Source organism: Candidatus Berkelbacteria bacterium, from assembly GCA_016432625.1.
Classification (GTDB): domain Bacteria; phylum Patescibacteriota; class UBA1384; order 2-12-FULL-50-11; family 2-12-FULL-50-11.
On sequence record CP066697.1, the window covers coordinates 536,604 to 560,165 of the forward strand.

General features: G+C 50.3%; 13 protein-coding genes. 9 read left to right on the forward strand and 4 right to left on the reverse strand.

Annotated elements, in window-relative coordinates:
• Positions 1–331 precede the first annotated feature (331 nt).
• Together HY845_03090 and clpP are read right to left on the reverse strand one after the other, a co-directional pair.
• Positions 332–2,854: a right-handed parallel beta-helix repeat-containing protein gene (locus tag HY845_03090; protein ID QQG51517.1), complete on the reverse strand. Its 2,523-nt coding sequence runs from the start codon at positions 2,852–2,854 to the stop codon at positions 332–334.
• Between the two features lie 85 nt (positions 2,855–2,939).
• Entirely contained in the window at positions 2,940–3,533 is a 594-nt protein-coding gene (gene clpP, locus HY845_03095; protein ID QQG51518.1) for an ATP-dependent Clp endopeptidase proteolytic subunit ClpP, read from the reverse strand.
• Between the two features lie 110 nt (positions 3,534–3,643).
• Here clpP and HY845_03100 point away from each other — a divergent pair, with 110 nt between their 5' ends.
• The gene (locus HY845_03100) at positions 3,644–4,405 is read left to right on the forward strand and encodes a nucleotidyltransferase family protein (GenBank protein ID QQG51519.1); all 762 of its coding nucleotides are present in this window, start codon (positions 3,644–3,646) and stop codon (positions 4,403–4,405) included.
• A 70-nt stretch (positions 4,406–4,475) separates the two neighbouring features.
• Here the strand turns inward: HY845_03100 and HY845_03105 are convergent, their stop codons facing one another.
• Together HY845_03105 and tig are read right to left on the reverse strand one after the other, a co-directional pair.
• The gene (locus HY845_03105) at positions 4,476–4,850 is read right to left on the reverse strand and encodes a YggT family protein (protein ID QQG51520.1); all 375 of its coding nucleotides are present in this window, start codon (positions 4,848–4,850) and stop codon (positions 4,476–4,478) included.
• 121 nt (positions 4,851–4,971) lie between these two features.
• On the reverse strand, positions 4,972–6,144 hold the full coding sequence (tig, locus tag HY845_03110; protein ID QQG51521.1) for a trigger factor: 1,173 nt from the start codon (positions 6,142–6,144) through the stop codon (positions 4,972–4,974).
• Positions 6,145–6,271: 127 nt separating this feature from the next.
• Between tig and HY845_03115 the strand changes: the two genes are divergently transcribed.
• From HY845_03115 to HY845_03150, 8 genes are read left to right on the forward strand one after another with little or no spacing between them, the layout of a single operon-like run.
• Positions 6,272–16,114 (forward strand): hypothetical protein, encoded by a 9,843-nt coding sequence (locus HY845_03115; protein QQG51522.1) that lies wholly within the window; start codon positions 6,272–6,274, stop codon positions 16,112–16,114.
• A 1-nt stretch (position 16,115) separates the two neighbouring features.
• Positions 16,116–17,228: a hypothetical protein gene (locus HY845_03120; protein QQG51523.1), complete on the forward strand. Its 1,113-nt coding sequence runs from the start codon at positions 16,116–16,118 to the stop codon at positions 17,226–17,228.
• 40 nt (positions 17,229–17,268) lie between these two features.
• A complete protein-coding gene (locus HY845_03125) occupies positions 17,269–18,372 on the forward strand; it encodes a hypothetical protein (protein QQG51524.1) in 1,104 nt (367 codons plus the stop codon).
• 38 nt (positions 18,373–18,410) lie between these two features.
• Entirely contained in the window at positions 18,411–19,538 is a 1,128-nt protein-coding gene (locus tag HY845_03130) for a hypothetical protein (GenBank protein QQG51525.1), read from the forward strand.
• A 3-nt stretch (positions 19,539–19,541) separates the two neighbouring features.
• The gene (locus HY845_03135) at positions 19,542–20,531 is read left to right on the forward strand and encodes a hypothetical protein (GenBank protein ID QQG51526.1); all 990 of its coding nucleotides are present in this window, start codon (positions 19,542–19,544) and stop codon (positions 20,529–20,531) included.
• Positions 20,532–20,559: 28 nt separating this feature from the next.
• Positions 20,560–21,540: an Ig-like domain-containing protein gene (locus tag HY845_03140; GenBank protein QQG51527.1), complete on the forward strand. Its 981-nt coding sequence runs from the start codon at positions 20,560–20,562 to the stop codon at positions 21,538–21,540.
• A 22-nt stretch (positions 21,541–21,562) separates the two neighbouring features.
• Positions 21,563–22,534, forward strand: coding sequence for a serine hydrolase (locus HY845_03145; protein QQG51528.1), 972 nt, complete (start codon positions 21,563–21,565; stop codon positions 22,532–22,534).
• A 14-nt stretch (positions 22,535–22,548) separates the two neighbouring features.
• A complete protein-coding gene (locus tag HY845_03150) occupies positions 22,549–23,496 on the forward strand; it encodes a serine hydrolase (protein ID QQG51529.1) in 948 nt (315 codons plus the stop codon).
• Positions 23,497–23,562 lie beyond the last annotated feature (66 nt).

A 23,562-nucleotide genomic window follows, 5' to 3' on the forward strand; every position in this document is an offset into this window, starting at 1 on the left:
GCTGCTTGATTTGCTGTCGTGTCTTACGACGCGTCGTCAGTTGACGACTGCGACAACAGGCTGGCACGCTAAGGGTTCTTAAATGCGGGCACCATTTCGTTTGACCGAAATGGGTACATATATTAACTCATATGTAAGAAGTTTGTAGTGTGTTTCTTGCAACCGCCAAATACTCATGCCTTAAGGCATCAATTTCGCTAACAAGTCAGCGAAACATCACCTGACGGTTGTGGTCAGTTGTTAAATTTCTAGTTGTGACCTCGATGTCTCGAGAAACAGAACTTACGGCAATTTTATGATTAAGCCGCAGCAAAGTCAAGGGCAAAGAGTCCTAGGAATGGAGGTTACGAAAACTGCGCTGCAAACGACGTAAATGCTCGATTTTCAGTTTATGGACAAACATCACCGCCAAACTGCAGAGCATTAGCAAGATCACTAAAACGCTTACCACTACTACAGAGCCCTGCTTTATGCCAAGGATTTTAAACTGGTCTTTGAGACTTATGTCTTCGCCCTCTGTAATATCGGGCAGGTTTATTGCCTGTTCGGTCTTGCTAACCTGGGTGCCCGGTGAAGTATCAGCACTGTTATTCTTCTTACTTTTCGAATTAGTCGAGCCGGAGGTCCCTGCGTTAGGGGTCGAAGAAGTACTTGCTGCATCATTATTGGTACTAGTGTTGTTGTATCTATCGGCACTGCCGGGATCTATCGGCGGGGGTGTTGTCGGCCCAACGTCGCTGGTGATGAACGGCACAAAACCAACCTGTAAGGCTGGTGAACCCGACTTCAACTCGTAGTTATCATGCCCCGGATCTTTGAAGAGCGGGTCGGCAATTACCGAATGGGTATCGTACCCAAATGCCTTCCATTGATCCCAGCTCAACTGTGAACCAGCCGATTCCGGGTGCGTTACTGACAAAGCGACGCCACCGTTCCAAATTACATTGTAGTCAACGACGTTGCCGGTATTGCCGATAAAATATCTAACCCAGTATAGGCGGACGCTAGGGTGGCTTGGGAAGTAGAAAATATTCTTGGTTATTTTATTGCCTGCGTATGCGGTAGCGTTGGTCATTGTCTCGGTTATAGTGCTTAGCTCTGGGTATTTCGCAAAATACTTGTCGTGATCAAACCCATTTGCGCTCATTGCTGAAAGCTCATTCCACATTGTGGAATAGAGGCTAACTGATACGTCCCTACCTTGCAGATACGTATTAGATTCAGTTAGCGACTCAGAAAATATATTGTTAGTTACTGTGTTGTCGCGACCGCCATGAACTTGGACGCCGCCTTTCGGTGATCGGGCGACGACATTGTTGTAAACCCAGGTGCCGCTGGAGAAGTCGTCCAGATATATGCCCCAGGAGAAATAATTGAAGATCCATACGCTACCAGATCGTCCGTAACCACCCGTATCGTGCACGAAGTTATTATTAATGACATTGCCTCGGTACAGCCAAGATCGGGCGATAGTATAGATTCCTCCAGAATCTTGAGTTTCTCGGTTGGTGTTATGAACATGGTTCGATTCAACGACGGTATCGTTGCCAACGAGAAAGATACCGACACGGGGGGTATCATAAACCTCGTTATTCGCGATCTTTAGACCTACCGTACTGCTAGCCTTGATGCCGCTACCCCACTTTATAATTTGTCCGACCAAGTATACTCGATTATTTGTAATGCTATGCCCAGATGATGACAAGTTCTTACGGTAAGAGTAATCGGTCTGGTCAATCATAATCCCGTCGTCGCCAGTATCATGGATGATGTTATTGTTAATGCTCACACGTTCCGACGAGCCTTGGACAAAAATGCCTCGCTCAGTTGTGTTTCGTATCACAGAGTTGTCGATAGTAATGTCTTTGGAACTAATTAGATATAAGGCGTGTCTCTGTGATTCTTCGAGAACAAGATGGGAAAATTTGATGTTATTGGCGCCGTTCGGATTGAAAATATAGTTTGAGATTGGGACGGAAATGCGATCGGAGTTAATGTTAATCCCCGCTGGCGGAATCAGTAAAACTTTTTTGGCACTAGCATCGAAGAACCATTCACCGGGTGCGTCTAGCTCCTCGCGAATATTTTCAACGAAAAAGCGATTACCAGGCAATAGGTTATAGGTTACGTCGCTACCGAAATTGATGGTTCGGCCTGCTTTGTTTAAGGCCGATATCGGAACAATTGAATTCCAGTAGTTTGGGCCAGAATAAATGTTAACCGAACCTGTTGTCGGATTGCTCCAACTCTCAGGCCGCGTGAAAGTATCGCTGTAAACAACCTTATTCTTCACCTCCGGTGTATTACTGGCCGCAAAAACGAAATTGCCTTCCCATGGATCAGTCTTAGAGAAATTTGGGGCAATATAATTCGGGTAACGAGCTGGTATTTGGCGGACACCATTAACGAAAAGGTCTTTAACTGTTTGAGTCCCCAAGCCGTTGGCAGTTAGGTCTACCTCATAAATCCCGCCACCAATTGCCGTAAACCCGGCCAGCGCCTTACTGCCACGCACTACTACCACCTCATTCTGATATGACTGATACGTGACAACTCCGCCGCCCTTGCCGGAGTCGGCTGAAGTTAAGTTTATTGGATTGGATAGTTCGTAAACGCCGCCGCGTAGATTTATATTGACGTTACCAGCCGTGGAGCGAGCAGACAGTTTGGCTTTTTCAATGGTTTTGAACGGTGCGTCAATCGTGCCTGAATTGCTATCGCTACCCGTCGATGAGACGTAAAACTCAGCGCTGGCACTGCTCGCCTCGTACTGCTCAGCGCTAAAAAACCTCGAGGCCAGACCAATCGTCAGGACGAGCAAGACGTACAACATGATTCTGACCCGTGCTTCCATTTAAGCTAGCATAAGTCTATGTACCAAAATTTGCACGTCAGGGGTTTGCTGTGACCGACGCGGGGTTCGCGAAGCGCAACGAAAACTAAACCAGGACCTTGTCAACGAGACCGTATTCGACCGCCTCGCTGCCACTCATCCAAAAGTTACGGTCAGTGTCGTGTTCGATTTTCTCTAGTTTTTTGCCCGTATTCTCAGCCAGGATATGATTAAGACGCTGTTTGATGTAAAGAATTTCTTTGGCTTGTATCTCAACGTCACTAGCCTGGCCCTCAGCGCCACCCATTACCTGGTGAATCATGACCCGAGAATTAGGTAACGCGAAACGCTTGCCTTTGGCCCCGCCAGCTAAAAGAAACGCCCCCATTGATGCGGCCATGCCGATGCAGATCGTTGAGACGTCCGGCTTGATGTGCTTCATCGTGTCGTAAATTGCGAGACCCGCCGAGACCGAGCCGCCCGGGCTGTTGATATATATCTGAATGTCTTTAGTGGCGTTCTCCGACTCGAGGAATAATAGCTGCGCCATAATGACGTTAGCGAGATGATCCTCAACCGGTCCGCCGACAAAAATAATTCGGTCGCGAAGTAAGCGCGAATAAATATCGTAGGCTCGTTCGCCAAACGCCGTTTTTTCGATAACCATCGGAACGAGTATCTGGTTCTTTGGTTCTTCCATGGGTTGAGTGTAAAGCTTGCTTTACATTTCGTCAACGTTATTCCTTGAAATGAACGATCTACGTCGATACAATGCCCATGTTTCGAAATTTCCATTCACGGAGGAGCCCATTGAAGAATGCTCACGCAATTATCCTGGCAGGCGGTAAACGCTTACCGGACCTTGAGTCGTACTGCGGCGTTTCGCACGTCGCCAACATACCTGTAAACGGTGTTCGCATGGTAGAGCGAGTTGCGTCAGCGTTCCGAGATGCCGGCGTGCAAAAGATCACCGTTGTCGGCGCGAAAGTTGCCGACTGCCAAGAAGCTGCGGCGGGCTTAAGCCTGCTGGGTAGCTTGAAGAATGGACTGGATCTGGCCGACTACAGCGACCGGGTGATTCTGTCGACGTGCGATATGCCTTTCCTGGAAGCCAAGGAGGTCTCGGAGTTCCTGTCGCGCCAAAACGGTAGCACCTTGTACTGCGCTGTCGTGCCTGTCGCGGCTTGCCGCGACAAGTACCCAGAGCTAAGTCGTACATCGCTCACAACCGCTGAGGGCGAGTTCACGCTTGGCAACATCTTCTCTGGTGAGAAGTGGGTGTGGGATACGGTTCTGCCATTCGTCGAGCGCGCCTACAAGGCCAGGAAAAACAAGCTCCGGCTTGCTTGGATGCTCGGGCCGTTCATAGCGGTCCGATATCTCCGAGCGCGAACTAAACCCGAGGTGCTGAGAATTAGCGACCTCGAGCACAGAGCGCGCAAGCTTGCCAAGTGTCCTGTCAGCGCCGTGATCGGTGACTGGCCCGGTATCGGCACAGACATCGACTCCACAGCTCACTTCCAAGCTGCCGAGCCTTACTTCCCTCAACTCGTTTCCGTCCGGACGTTGTGACGCCAAGACGGAAACACGTCTTTTACCCCTCCCCACGGAGGGGTAAAAAATACCCCAAACAAGTTATCTGCTAGCTGTGGTAAGCGCTTTCCGTGCTATCGGACATAATGAAGAAGAGCCGGGCAATGATGTAAGCGACGAGCGCGTAAACAACCATCGCTAGTAACGTCGACGACTCAAAGACCGTTCCCTCCTCTACTGGCGAAGCAAAGATACCTCGGAACGGGGCGACAAAAGGCCCGGTCAGATCGTAGACAAAGTCGACGAGACCATTAGCGGCGTTTGCAGCAAATAGCTTGAAAGCGAACCTGATAACTAGCAGCCCTTCCAGGACACTCAAGACGTAGTAAACAACCTGAGTGGCCTTAAAGGCAGTGGCTTCCCCGGTTTCGTCGACCACGTCCGGTCGCCAAGTTACCCGCTCTCGACGTAATTCTCGTGTCATAGCCATTCCAACCTCCTTCCTTTTCCTAGAGGACAACAAACCTAACGCCTCAACCAGATTACGCAAAAATTACTGCAATCTCTTTACCTATAGTTGCAAAGTTAGGACCGATAATCGCAGACTATTTTGGAGCTTTTACTAGCTCTTCCAGGAATTCCTGATAGTCTTGGTCGTTCTTGAGTTCTTTTCCTTGCTCTTTAGCAACTTCCGCTAGCCCTAAACCGATACGAACTGACGATTCGGCGGCACGCGACCAATCCTCTTCGAGTTTCTCAAGAGTAGTATTGCGGCGCGCTAACCAGTCCTCGGGCTTGATACTACGTTCAGCCAAAAAGGCGGACCAAGCTTGTCGCGATCGATCTACTTCTGCCTTCAATAAACTACGCGGAATTGTGGTCTCAACCTTCTTGTCAAACTCCGAGAGCCATTTTGCCTTGCGCTGAGTTTGAGCCTCTTCTTCTTTATGACGCGCTAAATCCTCTTTGACTGCCTGACGCAGTTCGTCAAAAGTTTTGTGGCCGAATTTTTCGGCGAAGCTATTGTCCTGTGGCGGTAGAACTAGTCGAAAAACCTCATCTACCGTAGTTTCAAAATCAATCTTCTGACCGGCAAATTCTTTGTCAAAATGGTCTTTTGGGAACGTAACGGTAAATTTTTTACTATCACCACGACGGACCCCGATAAGATTATCTTCGAAACCTGGCACAACCCCGCCTTGTCCAAGAACTAAGCCAAATTTAGAGGCAGCTAGCTTGTCTTTTCGAACACCGTTAATTGAACCAGTGAAGGTCACTTCCAACTTGTCGCCCTTTTCCGCGGGTTCGAGTTTGACTAGCGTTTGAGCATGCGCCCGGCCTAACGAATTAAGAACATCCGCCACTTCTACATCGGTAACTTCAGTCACAGGGAAGCTCTCAACTTTTATTTTGCGCCAGTCTTTGACTTTAACTTCTGGGCGAACGTCAAACAAGAAGATTAGCCGGCTCGCAGCGCCTTCCTCGAACTTCTCTACCTCAACGCTTGGATCCTCGATCGGCAAGACTTGGCTCTTCTCGGCAATTTCACTCCAGGCTTGTCTGGCCGCAAGAGCGTAGGCCTCTTCGCGCAAGTCCTCGGGTTTTAATTGGCTACGAATTACTTCTGCAGGCGCCTTTCCCGGTCGAAATCCAGCGACATTAGTCTTCGCTGCTAAGTTTTTTGACGCTTCAGTAAAGAACTCGACCGTTTCCGTCTCGTCAATCTCGACAACGTATTTAATGCGGCTGTAGGGTAATTTCTCGTGGCTAATTTTCATGAATTTTACTCTACCTTAAATCAGGTTTAGTTGGAACGGTCATAGCGCCAAAAACTTTTCCTCAACAGGTTTGGCAATCTGGAGGTTATCCTGTTATGGTTAAAGCAATATTAATGTAAGAGGAGGGATGCGGCGCTTAGACGGAGTTTATTCCTTGGGGGTGGTACTAAGTAGCAAACCGGTGCGCCGAGTTGGTTTGTTGTTGACGTTGCTCGCTGTTGTCATCGGCATCACTGGCAGTGGTTTCCTACCGACCCTTACCCAAAGCCAAACTGGCTCTGCCTCAGGTGCCCGTCTTTGGTCAAGCGGCGCGGAGCTTAACTCGCTGACCGCAGATATGGAGATCACCAGTTCCTCTGGTACTACACCAACGATCGACTCAACCACGAAACGCTCTGGCGGCTACGCCTACCGAGCCAACACCTCGAGTAACACGGCGACGATCTATAAGACCTGGGCCAACTCGGCACAACAAAATAAATTTTGGTTCCGAGCTTATATACGTATTGCCACCGCACCAGGAACGGAGATCGGAATTTTCCGGGCTGGAACAAGTACTAACAATAAAATTGGTGTCCGGATGAATTCGGATCGGTCGATCGAGCTTTGGAATGAAGAAGATAACGCCATAATTGGTTCGGCAAGTTCGGTATTAGCCACCAATACTTGGTACCGCATTGAGCTTTACATCGACACAACTACCCTCAGCAGCGCTGTCGCCGATATGGAATTACGTTTGGATGGTGTTCAAGTCGCCTCATCAACCGACCGAACTCTAGATGCCGGTGTTGATCGCCTCACTTGGGGAGTGCTAACTTCAACAACTGCCGACCTCTATTTTGACGACATTGCCGTCAACGACTCAACCGGACGAACTGACAACTGGCCCGGCGAGGGCAAGATTGTTCACATGCAGCCAGATGCCACCGGCGATAATGAGCAATGGGACAACACTACTGAGGCCGGGTCACCTACTGAGTGTGACGCCGCTGGCGACCCTAACTGGCAGTGTGTCGATGAAATACCACCCGACAACTCGACCACCTATTCGGCAACAACGACTAACAATGAAATTGACGACTATAATATCGAGTCCTCCACTAGCGCTGGCTTGACTGCGAACGACTACGTCAGGCTTGTCTCGGTTGGCGTACGGTTCCGGGCTTGCGGCACTACCACAGAGGGTTTCGGTTGCGCAGCAGGTGAATCTAACCAAGACCTTGTCGTCAGGCTGAAAGCAGCTGCCAGCGGCACCACAGACGAAGCAACAACCACGGTTCTTGACAGCGATACTACCTGGCGAACCAATGATGACGATTCTGCGCAGCTCAACAAGATTACTGATTATGACCTACCTGGTACGAGTACCTCGCCTTGGACGACAACAGATTTAGATAGTAGTCAAATCGGTGTCAAAACGAACACTAATAACGGAGTTGGTATCAGAGCATCGGCAATTTGGCTCCAAGTCGAATACGTTCCTAATTTTGGTGGGCGACTTTTTTCCAGTGGTTTTGAGCTTAACTCGACCGTTGCCGACGAGGAATGGACAGCGACAACTAGCAGCCCTGCTATCAATTCCTCGACATTTCGCTCTGGTGCTTACGCTCTTGAAACCGAGAACGCTGGCGGTGCCGAATGGATTCGCTACAACTTCGCAACGAGCAACACGACCGGCGATTACTTCGTTAGGGCCTATCTACGAATCGCTACCGGGTTCGATTCAAGTGATGTCACTGTGTTGTCGATTCTCAACACTACTAACTCACGAAAGGCTTACATCAAGTTGACTGCATCTGAGACTTTGACACTCCACGATGAAGACGGCGCCATAGGTTCGGCATCTTCGACGCTTTCAACGGGCGTCTGGTACCGGGTTGAGTTGAAACTTGTTTGTGGCACTGCTTGCGATGACGGTAACGACGAAGTTGACGGTCGACTTGACGGCGTGTCATTTGCTTCCTCAACCACACGTGACATAACTGCTGGGGGTGCGGCTCGGCTAGGTTTGGGCCTACACGCCAGTGACGACGCCGAGTCAACAACCAATACCGTTGGTGATTTAATTTGGGACGATGTAGCGTTAAACAAAAATCAAGGCTCATACCAAAACACCTGGCCTGGCGCGGGGAAGATTATCCACCTTAGACCGAATGCAACTGGTGACAACTCTGAAACTTGGGCTTCGGCTGGTTCGGAGACGACTACTTGTGACGACGCCGCGGACGCCAACTGGCAGTGTCTTGATGAAATCACACCTGACGAAGCGACGAGTTATGTCGAAGAAACTACAACCGGGGATTACGAGGACTTTAACCTTGATGCTTCGCCAATCGGTGCCTCGGACACAGTGAACGTCGTTCATGTTGGCGCGCGTTTCCGAACTAGTTCGGCAACCCAGGAAGATTTCAAAGTCCGGATTAAAGATAATACTAGCGCCGTACCGATCGAATCAGATACGCTCTCGCCTGCTTCAACGACCTGGGTCAGTAACCGCACAGCCGCGCCCTATCAATACCCGCTAACGGCTTATACCAGGCCCGAGCAAGAAACAGCCTGGACCGATACACAGCTTGATACGGCCCAAATAGGCGTTCGCGACATTGCCGGCTCAGGCACTGTCCAGGTTTCGACGCTTTGGCTATTAGTTGACTACACCCCTCCAGAAATAACAATCTCCGGCTCCTGCGATCAGTACGATCAAACAACCGACTGCACCGATGACGGTTCTAACGAAATCGCCGTCGCCGTAAACGGCACGATTCAAACCGGCAAGGTGGATGCGACTGTCGACGGCGCTTGGGCAATTTCCGGCGTAACTCAGCCGGTAATAAATGATATTGTCACTGTTTTCATCAACGGCGAGGCAACCGATGATGAAGAGGCCGTAGCAGTTACAAAATACGACGGCACTGGCGACATCACCGGCATTCAACTTTTTTGGCGACACCTATCCATTGGCTCCGTCGACAACCAGACGCTCAGTAACACTGATCTTAGTCAGTACGATAACTCGGTCTCTGCCGATGAAGATATCTTTTTCGACGTTTCAGCCGGCGATGACCTGACGGTCGATTCGCTCGGATCATATACCGATGAGGAGCTTTATATCGCTGCCGGTGATACTTTCCGTCCTGCCTCCGGTGGCGGCGCTGATGTTACCACAATGCACGTCGAGAACGACGGTACCTGGACTGCCGATGGAAATGTCGTAACGGTGAACGGCAACTGGCAGAACGACTCTGTCTTTTCTTCCGGCACTAGTACGGTGACCTTCAACACCAGCGTAACCGGCAGAACTCTGAGTGGCACCCTAAGTGGTGTGAATGGCAAGTTTTATAATATCGACTTTACGACTGCCGAAGGGACTGCCACCGACGATTGGGAGATCCAAGCGGCGGTTGAAGCGGCAAATGATTTCACGCTATCCGCCGGCAACATCGACACAAACAACAATGCCGTTACCGTAACGCGAGACCTCACTCTCACTAACGCGCTTAATACCGACTTCGCCGCCGGTTCTTCAACGATTACTGTTTCGCGTCACTTCAATGACACGGGCGACAAGTACACCCATAGTACTGATACGTTAGTGATGGCTGGGACTGGGACGTTCACGGTCGCCAACAACAGTCAGTTCTATAACGTCCACCTTGGACCGTCTGGCTTTACTACGACGCTGTCGCTCAACGATTGGGATGTAAATAATGTTCTAACGTTTAACGGCGGCACTGTCGCTGGTGGCGGTGGCAGTTGGATCGACCTTCATTGTTCGGGAACGTGCACACCGGTAGTTTTCGCGTCGGCCACTACCCTGAATAGCAGCCGCGACCTTATCTTCCGAACCAACTCAGCTAGCAGCGTCCTCACTATTACGGGGGCAAACTACGGTAGTTGGGGAATTGTCAATTATGCCGCGACTGGTAACGGCTCAACGTTTCAGCTAGGCGGCAACATCACCACAACGTCTTTTGGCCCGAGGCTAGAGGCAACCAACGGCATAACGGGCAGCATTTTTACTACTACGGCTAGTAATTACTCGATCACCTCGTCATCAATGCGCATCGCGCCGTGTACTCCCGCAAGAACTGGCTCGTGGACAGCAAGCCTTAATGATTCTGTCATAGCGCTATCGAGCACGAGCGATGCGCTCTATGTTGGAACGGACTGCGGTTCTCATACCCTCAATCTCAATACTTCGGACGTGACAGTTTCTGGTAACGTCAAATTCGTGAACGGTACCGGTACGATTACTGTTGATCCTGGCACATCCGATTTCCGCTTTACTCCACCGACCGCTGCGGTCAAAACCTACTCACCGAACGGACAGGCGCTCTATAACGTCTATATCAACGGCGCCACAAGTACCGCTGATGTGCAACCCGATGCAGCGGCGCAAATTAATAACGACCTCACCATGACCAATGGCCGACTTGTAGGCACACAAAACATCACCGTCAACGGCCACGTCCAAGGAACCGCAGGTGAGATCAATTTAACCAGTGGAACTTTCACCCAACGCGTTTCGGCTAATAAAAATTTTGGTACGACTAGCGGCTCAACAGCTTGGACGTTTTCTTCCTTGACGTTCTCTAACTCGCACGCCTCAGCTGGAATTACCGTCACAACCCAGACTGGTGGTACAGGAGGAATCACCGTTACCACCCTGCTTAAAATTGGGTCAAGTGGAGATGCGGCAGGCGCCACAACGACTCTAGATGCCGGTAACCGTACTTGGACTCTTTCTGGCAATGCCACCACCGGCATTCCGTTCGAAATCCTCGCTTCTCCGGCTGGCGTGCTAACGGCTAACGTGTCGACATTTACCTACACAGGTAACATAGGCCTGGGTAATATGACAGTCCAAGCCGCGACCTACTACAACTTAGACATAAACCGTAACGGCGAAATTTTTGTCCTCGAGGGGACGACGAACGCCGGCAACGACTTAACCATCACCAACGGTACGCTCGACACGACAGCGTCAAACCATGGTATGAGTATTACCCGCGACGTCCTAATAGCTAATACGGCGGGTGCTACTTTCCGGGCTAGAGGTTCGACTATCACCGTCTCCCGCGACTGGTCAAAAGGACTGAACGGAACTTTCACTCGCGACAGTTCGACCGTTCAGCTTAACGGTGACGGTCAAATCCTGACTGTCGGCGGCGGCCAAACCCAATTCGAAAACTTAACAGTGGCGTATAACACCAAAACGACGACGATGGCGACTGCCAGAACCGACGTGTTTGGAGTTCTAACTATAGGCGATGCAAGCGGCGGCACGATGACTTGCTCGGTAACATGTGAATTCGAGCTCTTTAGGACTGCTGGGGCTGATCTAGTCATCGGCACCGGAGCAACACTTTCTGGTTCAAATGCGACTTTTCAGCTACGCAAACAGAGCGCCGCGACAGTGACTGTGACCGGCGCGACAAACTACGGCACCTGGAATATTCTGATGCGCGCCAACGTCTCTGCTGGAGGGTTGGTAACGTATAACGTTGGTGGCAACATTACGACCAATGGCTATATTCAAGTCAAGGCAGATACGCTTAGTACCGCAACGTTTAACACCCAAAACTTCACAATCAATGCCGACAAGTGGATTCAGGGTGACTCTACTGACAACAGCGCCACAACTTCTAACTGGGGCTCGAGCACAGCTACCTTCGATCTTGCCAGTGCCGCCGACACCTTTTACGTAAGTTCAAACGGAGGGGCACAGGTGGCCAACTTCCAAACTGCTTCCATTTCAGCAACCGGACACGTTAAGTTCGTCAACGGTACCGGCACCTTAGCCGTTGATGACGGTACTTCCACTTTTACATTTGCTCCGACGACTGGCACATCAACATACTCACCAAACGGCCAGACACTTTACAACGTTATCGTTAACGGTGCTGCAACCGTGCAGCCCGACGCCGCAGTCGTCGTCGCAAACGATTTAACAATGACGGCCGGGACACTTAACGGAACCCAAAATATCACCGTCAACGGCAATGTCGCTGGAACGGCCGGAATCATCAGCTTAACGGGTGGGACGTTCGAGCAGCGTCTATTGGCTAATGTTGGGAAAAACTTTGGAACTACTTCGGGGTCAACTGCCTGGACTTTCAATGACCTTACTTTCTCTAGCGCAGCAGTGTTCGACACTTGGCAAACAATTACCACCCAAACCGGCGGCAGTGGCGGGATCACTGTAAGCGCCGTTATGAGAGTCAACCGAGCCGCCGGTGCCAACGACAACGACGGTATTATCTTGACAGGCGGCAATCGAACTTGGACGCTCTCGGGAGCGAGCGGAATTCCTCTCCGAATGGAGACAACTGATTTCGGTGGCTTTATTGGTCAGATTAACCCGGGCACTTCGACTTTTACGTTCACCGGTGACTACCCACTTGGGAACACAACGGTCGAGCAAAACCCTAACGGTAGCTCCACTGGGTACTACAACCTCGATATCAATAACTCCTCCGAAACGTACGTGCTTGAGGGCAATACAACTGTTGGCAACGACTTGACGGTGACCAACGGGGCGCTATCAACCACTGGCTCAAATCATTCTCTTACGGTCACTCGCGACTTAACACTTGCCAATACTGCTGGAGTTGGACTCACAGGTAACGGCTCGACAATTACCGTCTCGCGCAACTGGACGGATTTGGGCGGTAAATTCACTCCGGGTACATCAACAGTCACGCTAAATGGCACAGGAGCAATCGACCTTTCTACGGGATTTGAGTTCTATAACTTGAATCTCGCTTACTCGACGTTCACGACTACTCTACCAGCTTCAAAGACAATTAATGTCGAGAGTGTCGTAACGCTAAATGGTGGCACCCTCTCCGGTAGCTCATCAGTACTAACCCCCAGACCACGAGTTTCTAGTAAGCCTCTTGTCGTTAACTCCACAACAGCTTTCACTGGTAGTGGATTCAATATAATCTCGTGGACCGGATACAACGCCAGTCTGACACTGACGGTTGACGGCGATAACTACAGTCATAGTAGCTGGAACCTCTTTTTCGCTGGCACAACCAATGACACCACATTCCAACTTGACGCAGGATTAACCACTTCAACAGAGGTGCGTGTGTACGCTGGGGGCGTAATAACTGGCACTGCCTTCAACACCGCCAATAACGCAATGACGTTATCTGGCTTTCGGCTTGGATCAGGCGGCGCTACTCAAACGGTTTCGGCTAACTTTGGCTCTTCAACTATATCGTTTACGGGTACCGGTAACACTCTCTACCCGGAAAGTACGGGCGGGACATACAACCTCGATCTAGGCACTTCTTCAATCACAACGACTGGTGACGTTCGATTTATTAATACCAGCGGCACGATCACAGTCACCGAAGGCACTTCAACCGTTACCTTCACGCCGGCCGCTTCGGCCACCAGAACTTATGCCCCGAATGCCCAATCGCTGTACCACGTCATTATAAATGGCGGCAATGATGCCGCCGAAGTTGACCTAACTGGAAACGCTGACTTTAACGGCAATCTGACTGTCAGCGGCGGCCGGTTAGATACGATCACAGGTTCCGAGTACTCAATTGACGCCTTTGACGTTACTCAGTCGGGTACTGCGGCGATTAAAGCCAACGCCGCGACAATTACTGTGCGGGGCAACTGGGTTAGTAACGCCACATGGAACTCAAATATCGGTACTTCAACTGTGGTATTTACTGGGGTCTCTAAATCTATCGACACATCGGGTAGCGGTGGATCGACGCGTCACTTTTATAAACTGACAATCAACTCAGGCGCCTCGATCAATCTTGCTGGTACAGAACTTGTTAATACCGACAGCGATGTCAACGTCCAAGGAACATTCAATATCACTTCTGCCTGCGGTAACGGCGTCTTTTACTACGGTGGAACAGGAACGACCCTAACGGTTGGTGCCTCGGGAGTCCTTGGTGGCAGCGGCGGTTGCTTTACCCTTATGACTGCTACGCCAACCTACTCATTTGCCGGATCAATTACGACCTCAAATTTTCGATTCCAGATTACAACTTCAACAACGATTCCCGCTTATACATACGGCGGCAACCTCTATTTTCGGCCAACCAGTGGTAGCCCAACCTACACGATAGGAGCCGGAACGATGACCTTAACGAGCTCCTGGACTAACGAGAATACTGGCGCTGGCACACTGACGGTCGACAATACTGTCAATAATACGAACTTCACTGCGGGTAATGCGTTTAACGCCCTATCGAGTTCTGGTTCGTATTCCTTCCTGATGGGCTCCGCTACTTACGATATTAACGGCGCCTGGAACGATGCGGACTCGGCCAGCTTCACTAATGGCACGTCGACAGTTCTGCTAAGTGGCACGGGCACACAAACTGTCAGTCGGGCTAGTGGCGCTAACACATTCTATAACCTACAAATCACTAACAGCTCTGGCGCTTCAGCATCGGACTGTGAGCGAACCGGTTTCACTGCCTCTGTCGATTTTGCTAACGACGTGACAGTAACCAATAATTTGACCTTCACAACTGCCAACACCAGGGTTGAGTTCGATGATGCCAATACCTACACATTTAACAACATTAACTGGAATGGGCAGGCCGGTGGCACTCGCGTCTACTTCCGCAACAGCGCCGTTAGTGGCTCGTGGAACTTAAACGTCTCGGGCACACAGACAGCCGTAAGCTACGTTAATGTTTCAAGGTCAAACGCTTCAAGCGGTAACACCATTGGTGCGTCTAACGGCACGAATATAGACTGTGGTAATAACGTTAACTGGAGTTTTGCAAACCCGAGCTCACCGACTAATCTGGCGCAAAAGAAAACTGACGACACGGTCATCACTACCGGCGGTTGGACCAACGAGCTCTCGGTTAAATTTACCGCTGATATTTCTGACGGGGACAACCCGGCGACAATTCAGCTCTGTGTCGAGCGCGACATTTTAGGAGTCTTGTTCAGTAATACTGAAGATTCTTGTGGCGCAACGGTTGCCTATTCCGGAACGCCGGTAGCAGCAAGCGTTACAATCAGTGTCACCGATACAAACGAATACCACTGGCAAGCCAGGGTTAAAGACTCTGGGGGCGCCTACTCAGGCTGGGTTAGTTACGGCGGTAACGGCGAAGGCGAGCGAGACTTTGGTGTCGACACGACTGCCTGTACGTACGGTGGACTAGTATACGATGGCACAGTCGAAGACGTAGATGCCGATTTCAATGACGGATCAGTAAGCGCCCTGTCATCGAACTGGGATGCCTTTACTTGCACCGTCTCCGGGCTAAATAAATATCAGTACTCCATCGGCACAACCGTCGGCGGTACTGATATTAAGGGCTGGACAGACAATAGTACGACCGAATCTGTAACAGCAAGTTCTCTGAACCTGCATACCAATCAGCGCTACTACTTCAATGTCAGGGCGGTTGATAACGCCAACAATACTTCCAGCCCTACTTCCTCAAACGGCCAAGACGTTCTGCCAACCCTCACTTTCACACTTGGCTCGACCACTTTAACTTTTAATAACCTGAACGACAGCAATAACCGTCAAGACGGCGAGACCTTAACTATTACCACCAGTACCAACGCCTACGGCGGTTATGTTGTGCGCCAGTATGCTACCGGGCTGCTGACTAACGGTACATTCACTATCCCGATGTTCCAGGGAGGCACTTACGCCTCGCCGGGCGCTTGGCCGGCCGGATTCTGTACCGGCGGCTCAACTTGTGGCTACGGCTACACCTCTAATGACTCGACAATTCAGGGCGCCGATAAGTTTAATGGCGGCTTACTGTACGCCGCGCTCTCGATGACGGCATTCGGCGATATTATCGCTGACCATACTGACGCCGTAACGGGTGGCACTGGGGCAGTCGTAAATGAGCAGTACACTATTACTCATCGCGTTGCCGTTGACGCCCTGCAGGAGGCCAAAACTTATCAAACCGAAGTTCTCTATATCGTAACGGGAACATTCTAAGATGCCGCGGCCGTGGCAACGCAGGCATAAAGCCCTTTTGTTCGTGCTTAGCTTACTCATTTCGGTCTTCCCTGTTGCAAGAACGAGAGCCGCATTGGTCACTTCGTTTTCTGACACACTGGCGACGATCAAAGAGTCAGTACCCACAAATCACACCCTTCGCTTTACAATTAATGATTCATGGGATGAGAACGATACAATCACGATCGATTTCCCCAATACCTTTAATACGTCTGGTTTTGCTGATAGCGAGCCTGAGGACTACGACGTCACTGACGACGGCGTCGATCAAAACCTGGTAGCAACTGGCGGTTGTACCGGCGCTGCGAACGAGGTCCAGATTGCCGCCGTCAACACAACGACCGACACTTTTACCTTCACCCGATGCGCCGGTGATGGAGCGATCGCGAACGGCTCTATTATCACTATAGAAATCGGCACGAATGCAACTTTCGGTGCTGCGGGTAATGATCAGATTACTAATCAAACTGCGGCTGAAAACGATACCGACCCGACCGTGACTCTTGGCGGAACATTTGGCGGCAGTGGCACCTTGGCGCTTGAGATTGTCATTGACAACGACTCGCTAGTTAGTGTTACGGTGCTCCCTCGAATTAGCTGCGTATTCGGCGGCATGACTGTTACATTTCCTGACGCAACCGGCACTGTAATTACCGCGGCTACTAATACCACAATTACCGCCGGCACTAACGCTCAAAATGGTTTTTCAGTCACCGTTTACGACCAGGGCAACGGCACTAACCCCGGGTTATATAAAGGTAGTGCGCCCACCTATCTTATCGGTTCGGCAAATAGTGCTTTTGGAGATACGGCGACTTTGGCAACGAACGTTGACGGTTTCGGTATTCAGGGCACAGCCACACAAGGAGACATTGGTTCGGCAACGCTGACGATCGCTGCACGCTACAACCAGGCAGGAAATAATGTCGGTGGGCTGGAAATTAACCCGGCAGGTGCCCAGACTCTCGCTAGTACCACTGGGCCCGCCAACAACACAATTACTACTGTCACTCATAAAATGGCCGCTTCAATGTTAGCACCGAGTGGCACTTACACCGACACGCTCACATATGTTTGTACGGGGATTTTTTGAAACTTTACAGGATGCAAAACCGGTCATATACTGGCAACAGATGAGGGGGAAGTTGTTTAAGCAGTTTATTATCGGCTGTGCCATAGTACTTCTAGGCGGCTTGTTCCCCGTCCTACCCGCTCATGCCGCAGCAGTCACTTCATTCTCCGATACGCTTTCAACCATAAAAGAAAGTGTCGTCGCCAACCACACCTTCACCTTTACAATCGTGGACGATTGGCAGGCTGGTGAAACGCTGTCTCTTGCTTTCCCAGCTGGTTTTTCTGCCGCTGGATTCGCTAACACTGAGCCAGAAGACTTTGACGTGACTGATGACGGAGCCGATCAAACCCTGGTCGCTAGCGGTGGCTGTAGCGGCGCAGCGATTGAAGTTGAGATTACGACAACTGACATTGTCGATCCTATAGGATTTACCTTCACCCGTTGTGCGGGTGATGCGACAATTGCTGCTGGTTCAATAGTTACTATCGAAATCGGTACTCATGCTACTAGCGGTGCTGCTGGGAACGACCAAATAACGAACCAAACCGCGGCTCAAAACGGCACTAACGCTATAATTACTTTGGCTGGTGGCGGAGGGTACACCGACACTGGATCGCTGGCAGTGGAGATAGTCGCTGACAACGACGTGACTGTTAACGCAACTGTCGACCCGAGAATAACTTGCGCATTCGCCGGCCTGACAACGACGTTCGCTTCACTAGCCGGTCCTATTACGACTTCAGACACCACAACAACGGTGACAATTAGTACTAACGCGCCGAATGGGTTTACGTTGAGCGTTAGAGATGAAGGCAACGGTACAAACCCGGGTCTTTACAAAAGCGTGGCGCCAACCTACTTAATCGGTTCTGCCGACAGTGCTTTCGCCGATACGGCGCTACTAGCTAACGATGTTGACGGCTTCGGGGTTCAAGGCTCTGTCGCGGGCGGTTCCGGAGCAGCCGTAACAGTTGCCGCTCGCTACGACCAATCAGGCAATAACGTCGGCGGCTTAGAACGCGTTGCGACAACTCTTGCCTCAGCCACTGGAGCAGTAGCAAGTCGGGTAGTTAGCGTTGTCCATAAAGCCGCGGTATCGGGTTTAGCTAACGCCGGCGCCTACACTGATACTTTAACTTACGTTTGTACGGGAATATTCTGATGCTTGACATGGTTCGGCCTAAAGTAGAGATTGGAAGTATGAGGGGGAAAACTAAGACCTACCGCTTCGGTATGGGTTTGATTGTCGCCGTTCTGGTAGTCGGTATCTCGGGGCTGGGGTTGTCGCCGGCTTTGGCAGCTAACGTCGCCAGTTTTTCCGACGTCTTGTCGACGATCAAAGAAAGCGTGGTCGCCAACCACACTTTGACGTTCACAATTCAGGACGCCTGGAACGCTTCCGAAACACTAACGCTTGATTTTCCGGCGGGTTTCTCCAATGCAGGTTTCGCCAATACTGAAGCTGAGGACTACGACATCACCGACGACGGCGCCGAGAAAGCGATAGTTGCCAGCGGAAGCTGCGCGGCTAACAGTATCGAAATAACGACTGTCGACACAGTCGACCCTGTCGGTTTCACCTTTACTTACTGCGCCGGCTCTACCGCCATCGCCGCCAGCTCAATTATTGTCATCGAGATTGGCACTAACGCCACAAACGGTGCGGCGGGCAACGACCAAATAACGAACCAAACTGCTGCCCAAAACAACACTAACGGTAAAATCACCCTGACCGGCGGCGGTGGTTTCACCGACACCGGTTCGTTAGCCCTCGAAATTGTTGCCGACAACGACGTGACTGTTAACGCTACCGTTGACCCTTCAATAACCTGCGCATTTACCGGGCTTACAACTACTTTCAGTTCGTTAACTACTGGTGCCGTTTCGACTTCTGACACTCAAACGACAGTTACTGTCAGCAGCAATGCTGGAAATGGTGTCAATATAATCGTCTATGACGCCGGCAACGCCACCAACCCTGGTCTCTATAAAAGTGCGGCGACAACGTATCTGATCGGCTCGGCGGACGGTGCGTTTGGCAACATCGCTACACTGGCTGCAGGAACTGACGGTTTCGGTATTTCTGGTGCTAGCTCTGCGGGGTCGGGTGCAGCCCTGACTGTTGATGGTCGCTTCGATGCCTCAGGCGGCGCTAACGAAATGGGTGGTTTGGAAGTTGGCGCCGGTGCGGCAGTTTCAATCGCTGCTTCCACTGGTGCTTTAGCGAGTCGAGTCCTGACCGTTACTCATAAAGCCGCCGTTTCTGGTTTAGCGCCCGCCGGTTCTTACACTGACACGATTACCTACGTCTGCACTGGGATCTACTAAACTATGCCGACCCTTTGGATGCGTCGACTCGGGCTCGGAATGTTTCTGGTCGCAATTTTGCTTGGGCTAGAAGCCACTGGAACAAGGGCGCAGAACCCGGCCGGCATCACTGTCACTCCAGTTACTGACGCGTTCGACATTAAGCCTGGCGAGTCAATCTCAAGGTTAATAAGAGTCATTAACCCCGTTTCGCATGAGGTGACGCTCTATCCACGCGTGATGGATTACCACACCGACAACGAAGAGGGTCAGCCGCAGTTCTTTACTGTGAAGGAGCGAAGTTCGCCCTACGCAATGTCAACGTGGGTCAAATTTTCAAAACCACTTCTAAAAATTTTGCCTAATGAAGAAGAAAAATTTGAAGTTACTATTGCCGCGCCGCAAAATGCTGACGCCGGCGGCCATTATGCGGCAGTACTTTTTTCAACTGAGGAGCCGAAACTGGATGAGGATCAGAGCCAAATAGGCGTTATCGGCTTAGTTGGCACTCTGCTTTTGGCCAAAGTCCCAGGTGAAGTAGACGAACGGATGATCTTGCAAGAATTCACGGCACCGCGACTCCTTATCAATCCGCCAGCTGATTTCTCCATCCTTTTCTCTAATTTAGGTAACGTCCATCTACGGCCAAAGGGCGAGATAAAAATTCGCAACTGGTCGGGCGATGTTAGGCAAACCTTAACAGTTAACGAAGGTGACGGAAACGTCTTACCCGAAAGTAAACGTCGCTTTAAAAATAGCTGGGGCTTTGATTGGAAGGCCTTCGGCAAATATACGGCGAGCGCGGTGATTTATTACGGCAAGCCGGAACAACAACTGACCGCAACGAGAGCGCTTTATATCGTTCCGCTATGGTTCATTATCGCGGTAGCGGTGCTTATCTTAGTAATCATCTACCTCATTTGGCGTCGCCGTCGACACAGACAACCGCCGATAATGCCGAACGTACTTCCCCCACAACAAAAACAGCCACCTTCTAGGCTGGTCATGCGTTAACCGATTACCTTTTTGTTAAGATGAGTTAATGGTATTAACACTGAGGGTCCTGCTTACTTATTCCTTGGCGCTTATTTTTGTGCCGACCGCCCTAGCCCAAACAAATTCAGTCGTTAACGCCAACGTCGTCTCGTCGGTCTCGGCGACAAACTCATCTTTCGTGGCGGATTTGGCCGAATTACCGGCCGACGGTACGTCAATGGTAACGCTAACCGCAACAATTGTTGACGCCAACAACCTGCCACTGCCGCAAAAGGAAGTTATCGTGACTTCAAACCGCGGCGATATCGACACGATCCGTTGTTACGCCGGCTCAACGCTGACAGAGGAGAATAAGGCTACCACTGACACAAACGGCGTTGCCCGTTGTGGCGCGCGTTCCTTAGTCCCAGGAGAAGCGACCTTCACCGCAACGGCAGATACTGTCATCCTCGAGGATAAGCCTGTTGTTAAATTCACTCCGTTGCCAATCCTTACCCAGCTAAAAATAACCGTGAAAACGCCCGGGGGCGGCCAAGTCACTTTAGTCCAGCCGCCCGCACCATCTGCAACGCCTAGCAGCCCGACCGGTGAAGGGCTTGATCACTCACCGTCAAGCGACAAACTTGTCGATACTGGGATTAACCTGCAGATCCCGTTCTGGGTTTTTATAATCACCGCCTTATTTTTCCTATTGATACCGGTCTTACTCCTAATAATCATCGTGCTAATCCGTAAGATTCGCCTGATGATCGGCGCCGCGCGTAAACACGCTGAAGCCGAGGAGGCGTTACTCGCTAAAATCTACACTCTCGAGCAACAGGTCGCCCAAGAACAGCATGCCGTCACGGCTCAAGCTCAGCAGGTAACGGTCGCTAATGAAAAGTTGACCGATAAAATAGATCAAGTAAGCGACCAGCTTAGTTCGAATATTAACGGAATGTCGCAAACAACAAGCGAGGCAGTGACGCCAACAATTTTGGAGACACCAAGCGCTCCGGAAGTGCCGCCAAGTGAGCCTCAGGCTTAGTTTTCTTGCCAAGGACGACTAGATGGTTCATAAAAACGAAACCATGCCTCGCAAAGGAGTAGCGCTTTGGCTGTTTGGCGCCCTAATAATAAGTATCGCCCTCAACATATTCTTGTCACTTGATTGGCTGAGTGATCGCGCCGATAAATATCCCTATCTCTCAAAAAGGCTTTTCGCCGAGAACGTTAACAATATCGTCATCAATTTCGTGCCACTGCGCGCGAAACTGCGCGATTACGTCGCCCATGCCCCAAAGCGAACGGGTGTTTACTTTGAGTATTTACCAACCGGTGTCAGCATCGGCGTCAACGAAAAGGATGTTTTCTTTTCTGCGAGCCTTGTTAAATTGCCGACGGTTATGAGGTTTTATAAACTCATCGACGAAGGGAAAATCAAATCAAGCAAACCGATTACCTTAAAAGATGAGTATATTGACAAAGGTTTTGGCGAGTTGTGGCGACGCGGCAGCGGCGCCCAAGTCTCAACGCAGGAGCTGATAGACGCTGTCACTAAGACCTCAGATAATACTGCTTTCCGAGCTATCCAAGACCTGATTAAGCCGTTCAATACCTACCAAGACGACAAGCACTCACTTAGAGACGTCTATAACTACCTTGACATCACAGAGGATGAGGCGGGCGGTAACGCGGGTATCACGCCAAAGAACTTCTCTTCAATCCTACGTAGCCTTTACCTCTCAGCCTACCTGCCTTATAGCTTATCTAACGAGATCTTGAAGGATCTTAGCGAGTCAGAATTCAACGATTGGCTACCAGAGCCGCTGCCTCAAGAAATTAAGATTGCCCATAAATTTGGTTTATACAACGCCGAGCCGCATGAGTTTGCTGTCCACTCCGATTGCGGCATCGTTTATTACCCGCAGCGACCTTACGTGCTTTGCGTCATGGTTAATACTTACGACGGCGCCGTAGCGCAAAAAGAGATACGAGATCTTTCGAAATCCGTCTATGATTACATCAAAGACATAAAATGAGCTTAAATTGAACGATGAAGCAACACCACATCACTCTTTCAATCGCCGTAATTGCCGTCGTCAGTATAATTCTCAATATCTCGACCTGGTCAAAGCCAAGCAACGAGCAGAAATATCCGCTCCTCGCCAAACGCCTCTTTGTTTCCAGCCCTAATGATCTGCTGATAAATTTTACCAGCTTAAGAGAGGACCTAAGAAAGTACATCGACAAGTCCGACCATAAAATAGGCGTCTACTTCGAGTATCTGCCGACCGGTATCAGTATTAATATCAACGGTAACGACGATTATTACCGCGCCAGTTTAGTGAAACTGCCAGGGGTGATGCGTACTTATAAACTTATTGAGGACGGCAAACTCCAAGAGCAGGAGCAGTTAGAAGTTAAGCCCTATCACCTAAACAATTTCGGAGAAAACAAAGACCTGAAAGTCGGCATGAAGAAGACCGTCGGTGAGCTCTCGGCCCTGGCGTTGCGTGACTCCAATAATACGGCCTACGAAATTATTTATGAAAAAGTGAACGGCGACATCCTTAAAAAGGAAAAGGGAGACGAGGAGACTATCAACAATGTATATAACTACCTCGACATTCCCACTCCGGGCCCTGATCAAACCTTATTTATCTCGCCGAAAAATTACTCGTCCGCCCTAAAAAGCCTCTACTTTTCTTCTTATCTAAACTACGCTGACTCCTCAAAGCTTCTTGATCACCTGACGCACTCTTCCTTCAATGATTGGCTACCTAAAAACCTGCCGAAAGACCTCCTGATTGCTCACAAATTTGGCATATTCGACCTTAATGAGCCGGCTAATTACAAAGTCCATTCCGATTGCGGCATTGTCTATTTGCCAAAACGACCATACCTCTTATGCGTCATGGGCCAACAAGCCAATAACGACAACTTAGGGGCTGATATCGCAGATATTTCGAAGATTGTTTACGACTTCCTAACAAAAAACTAGCCCGCTTCGATCCAACACAGTCAAGGTTCGTAACAGATTGATTTTTGCTGCTAAAACAGTAGAGTC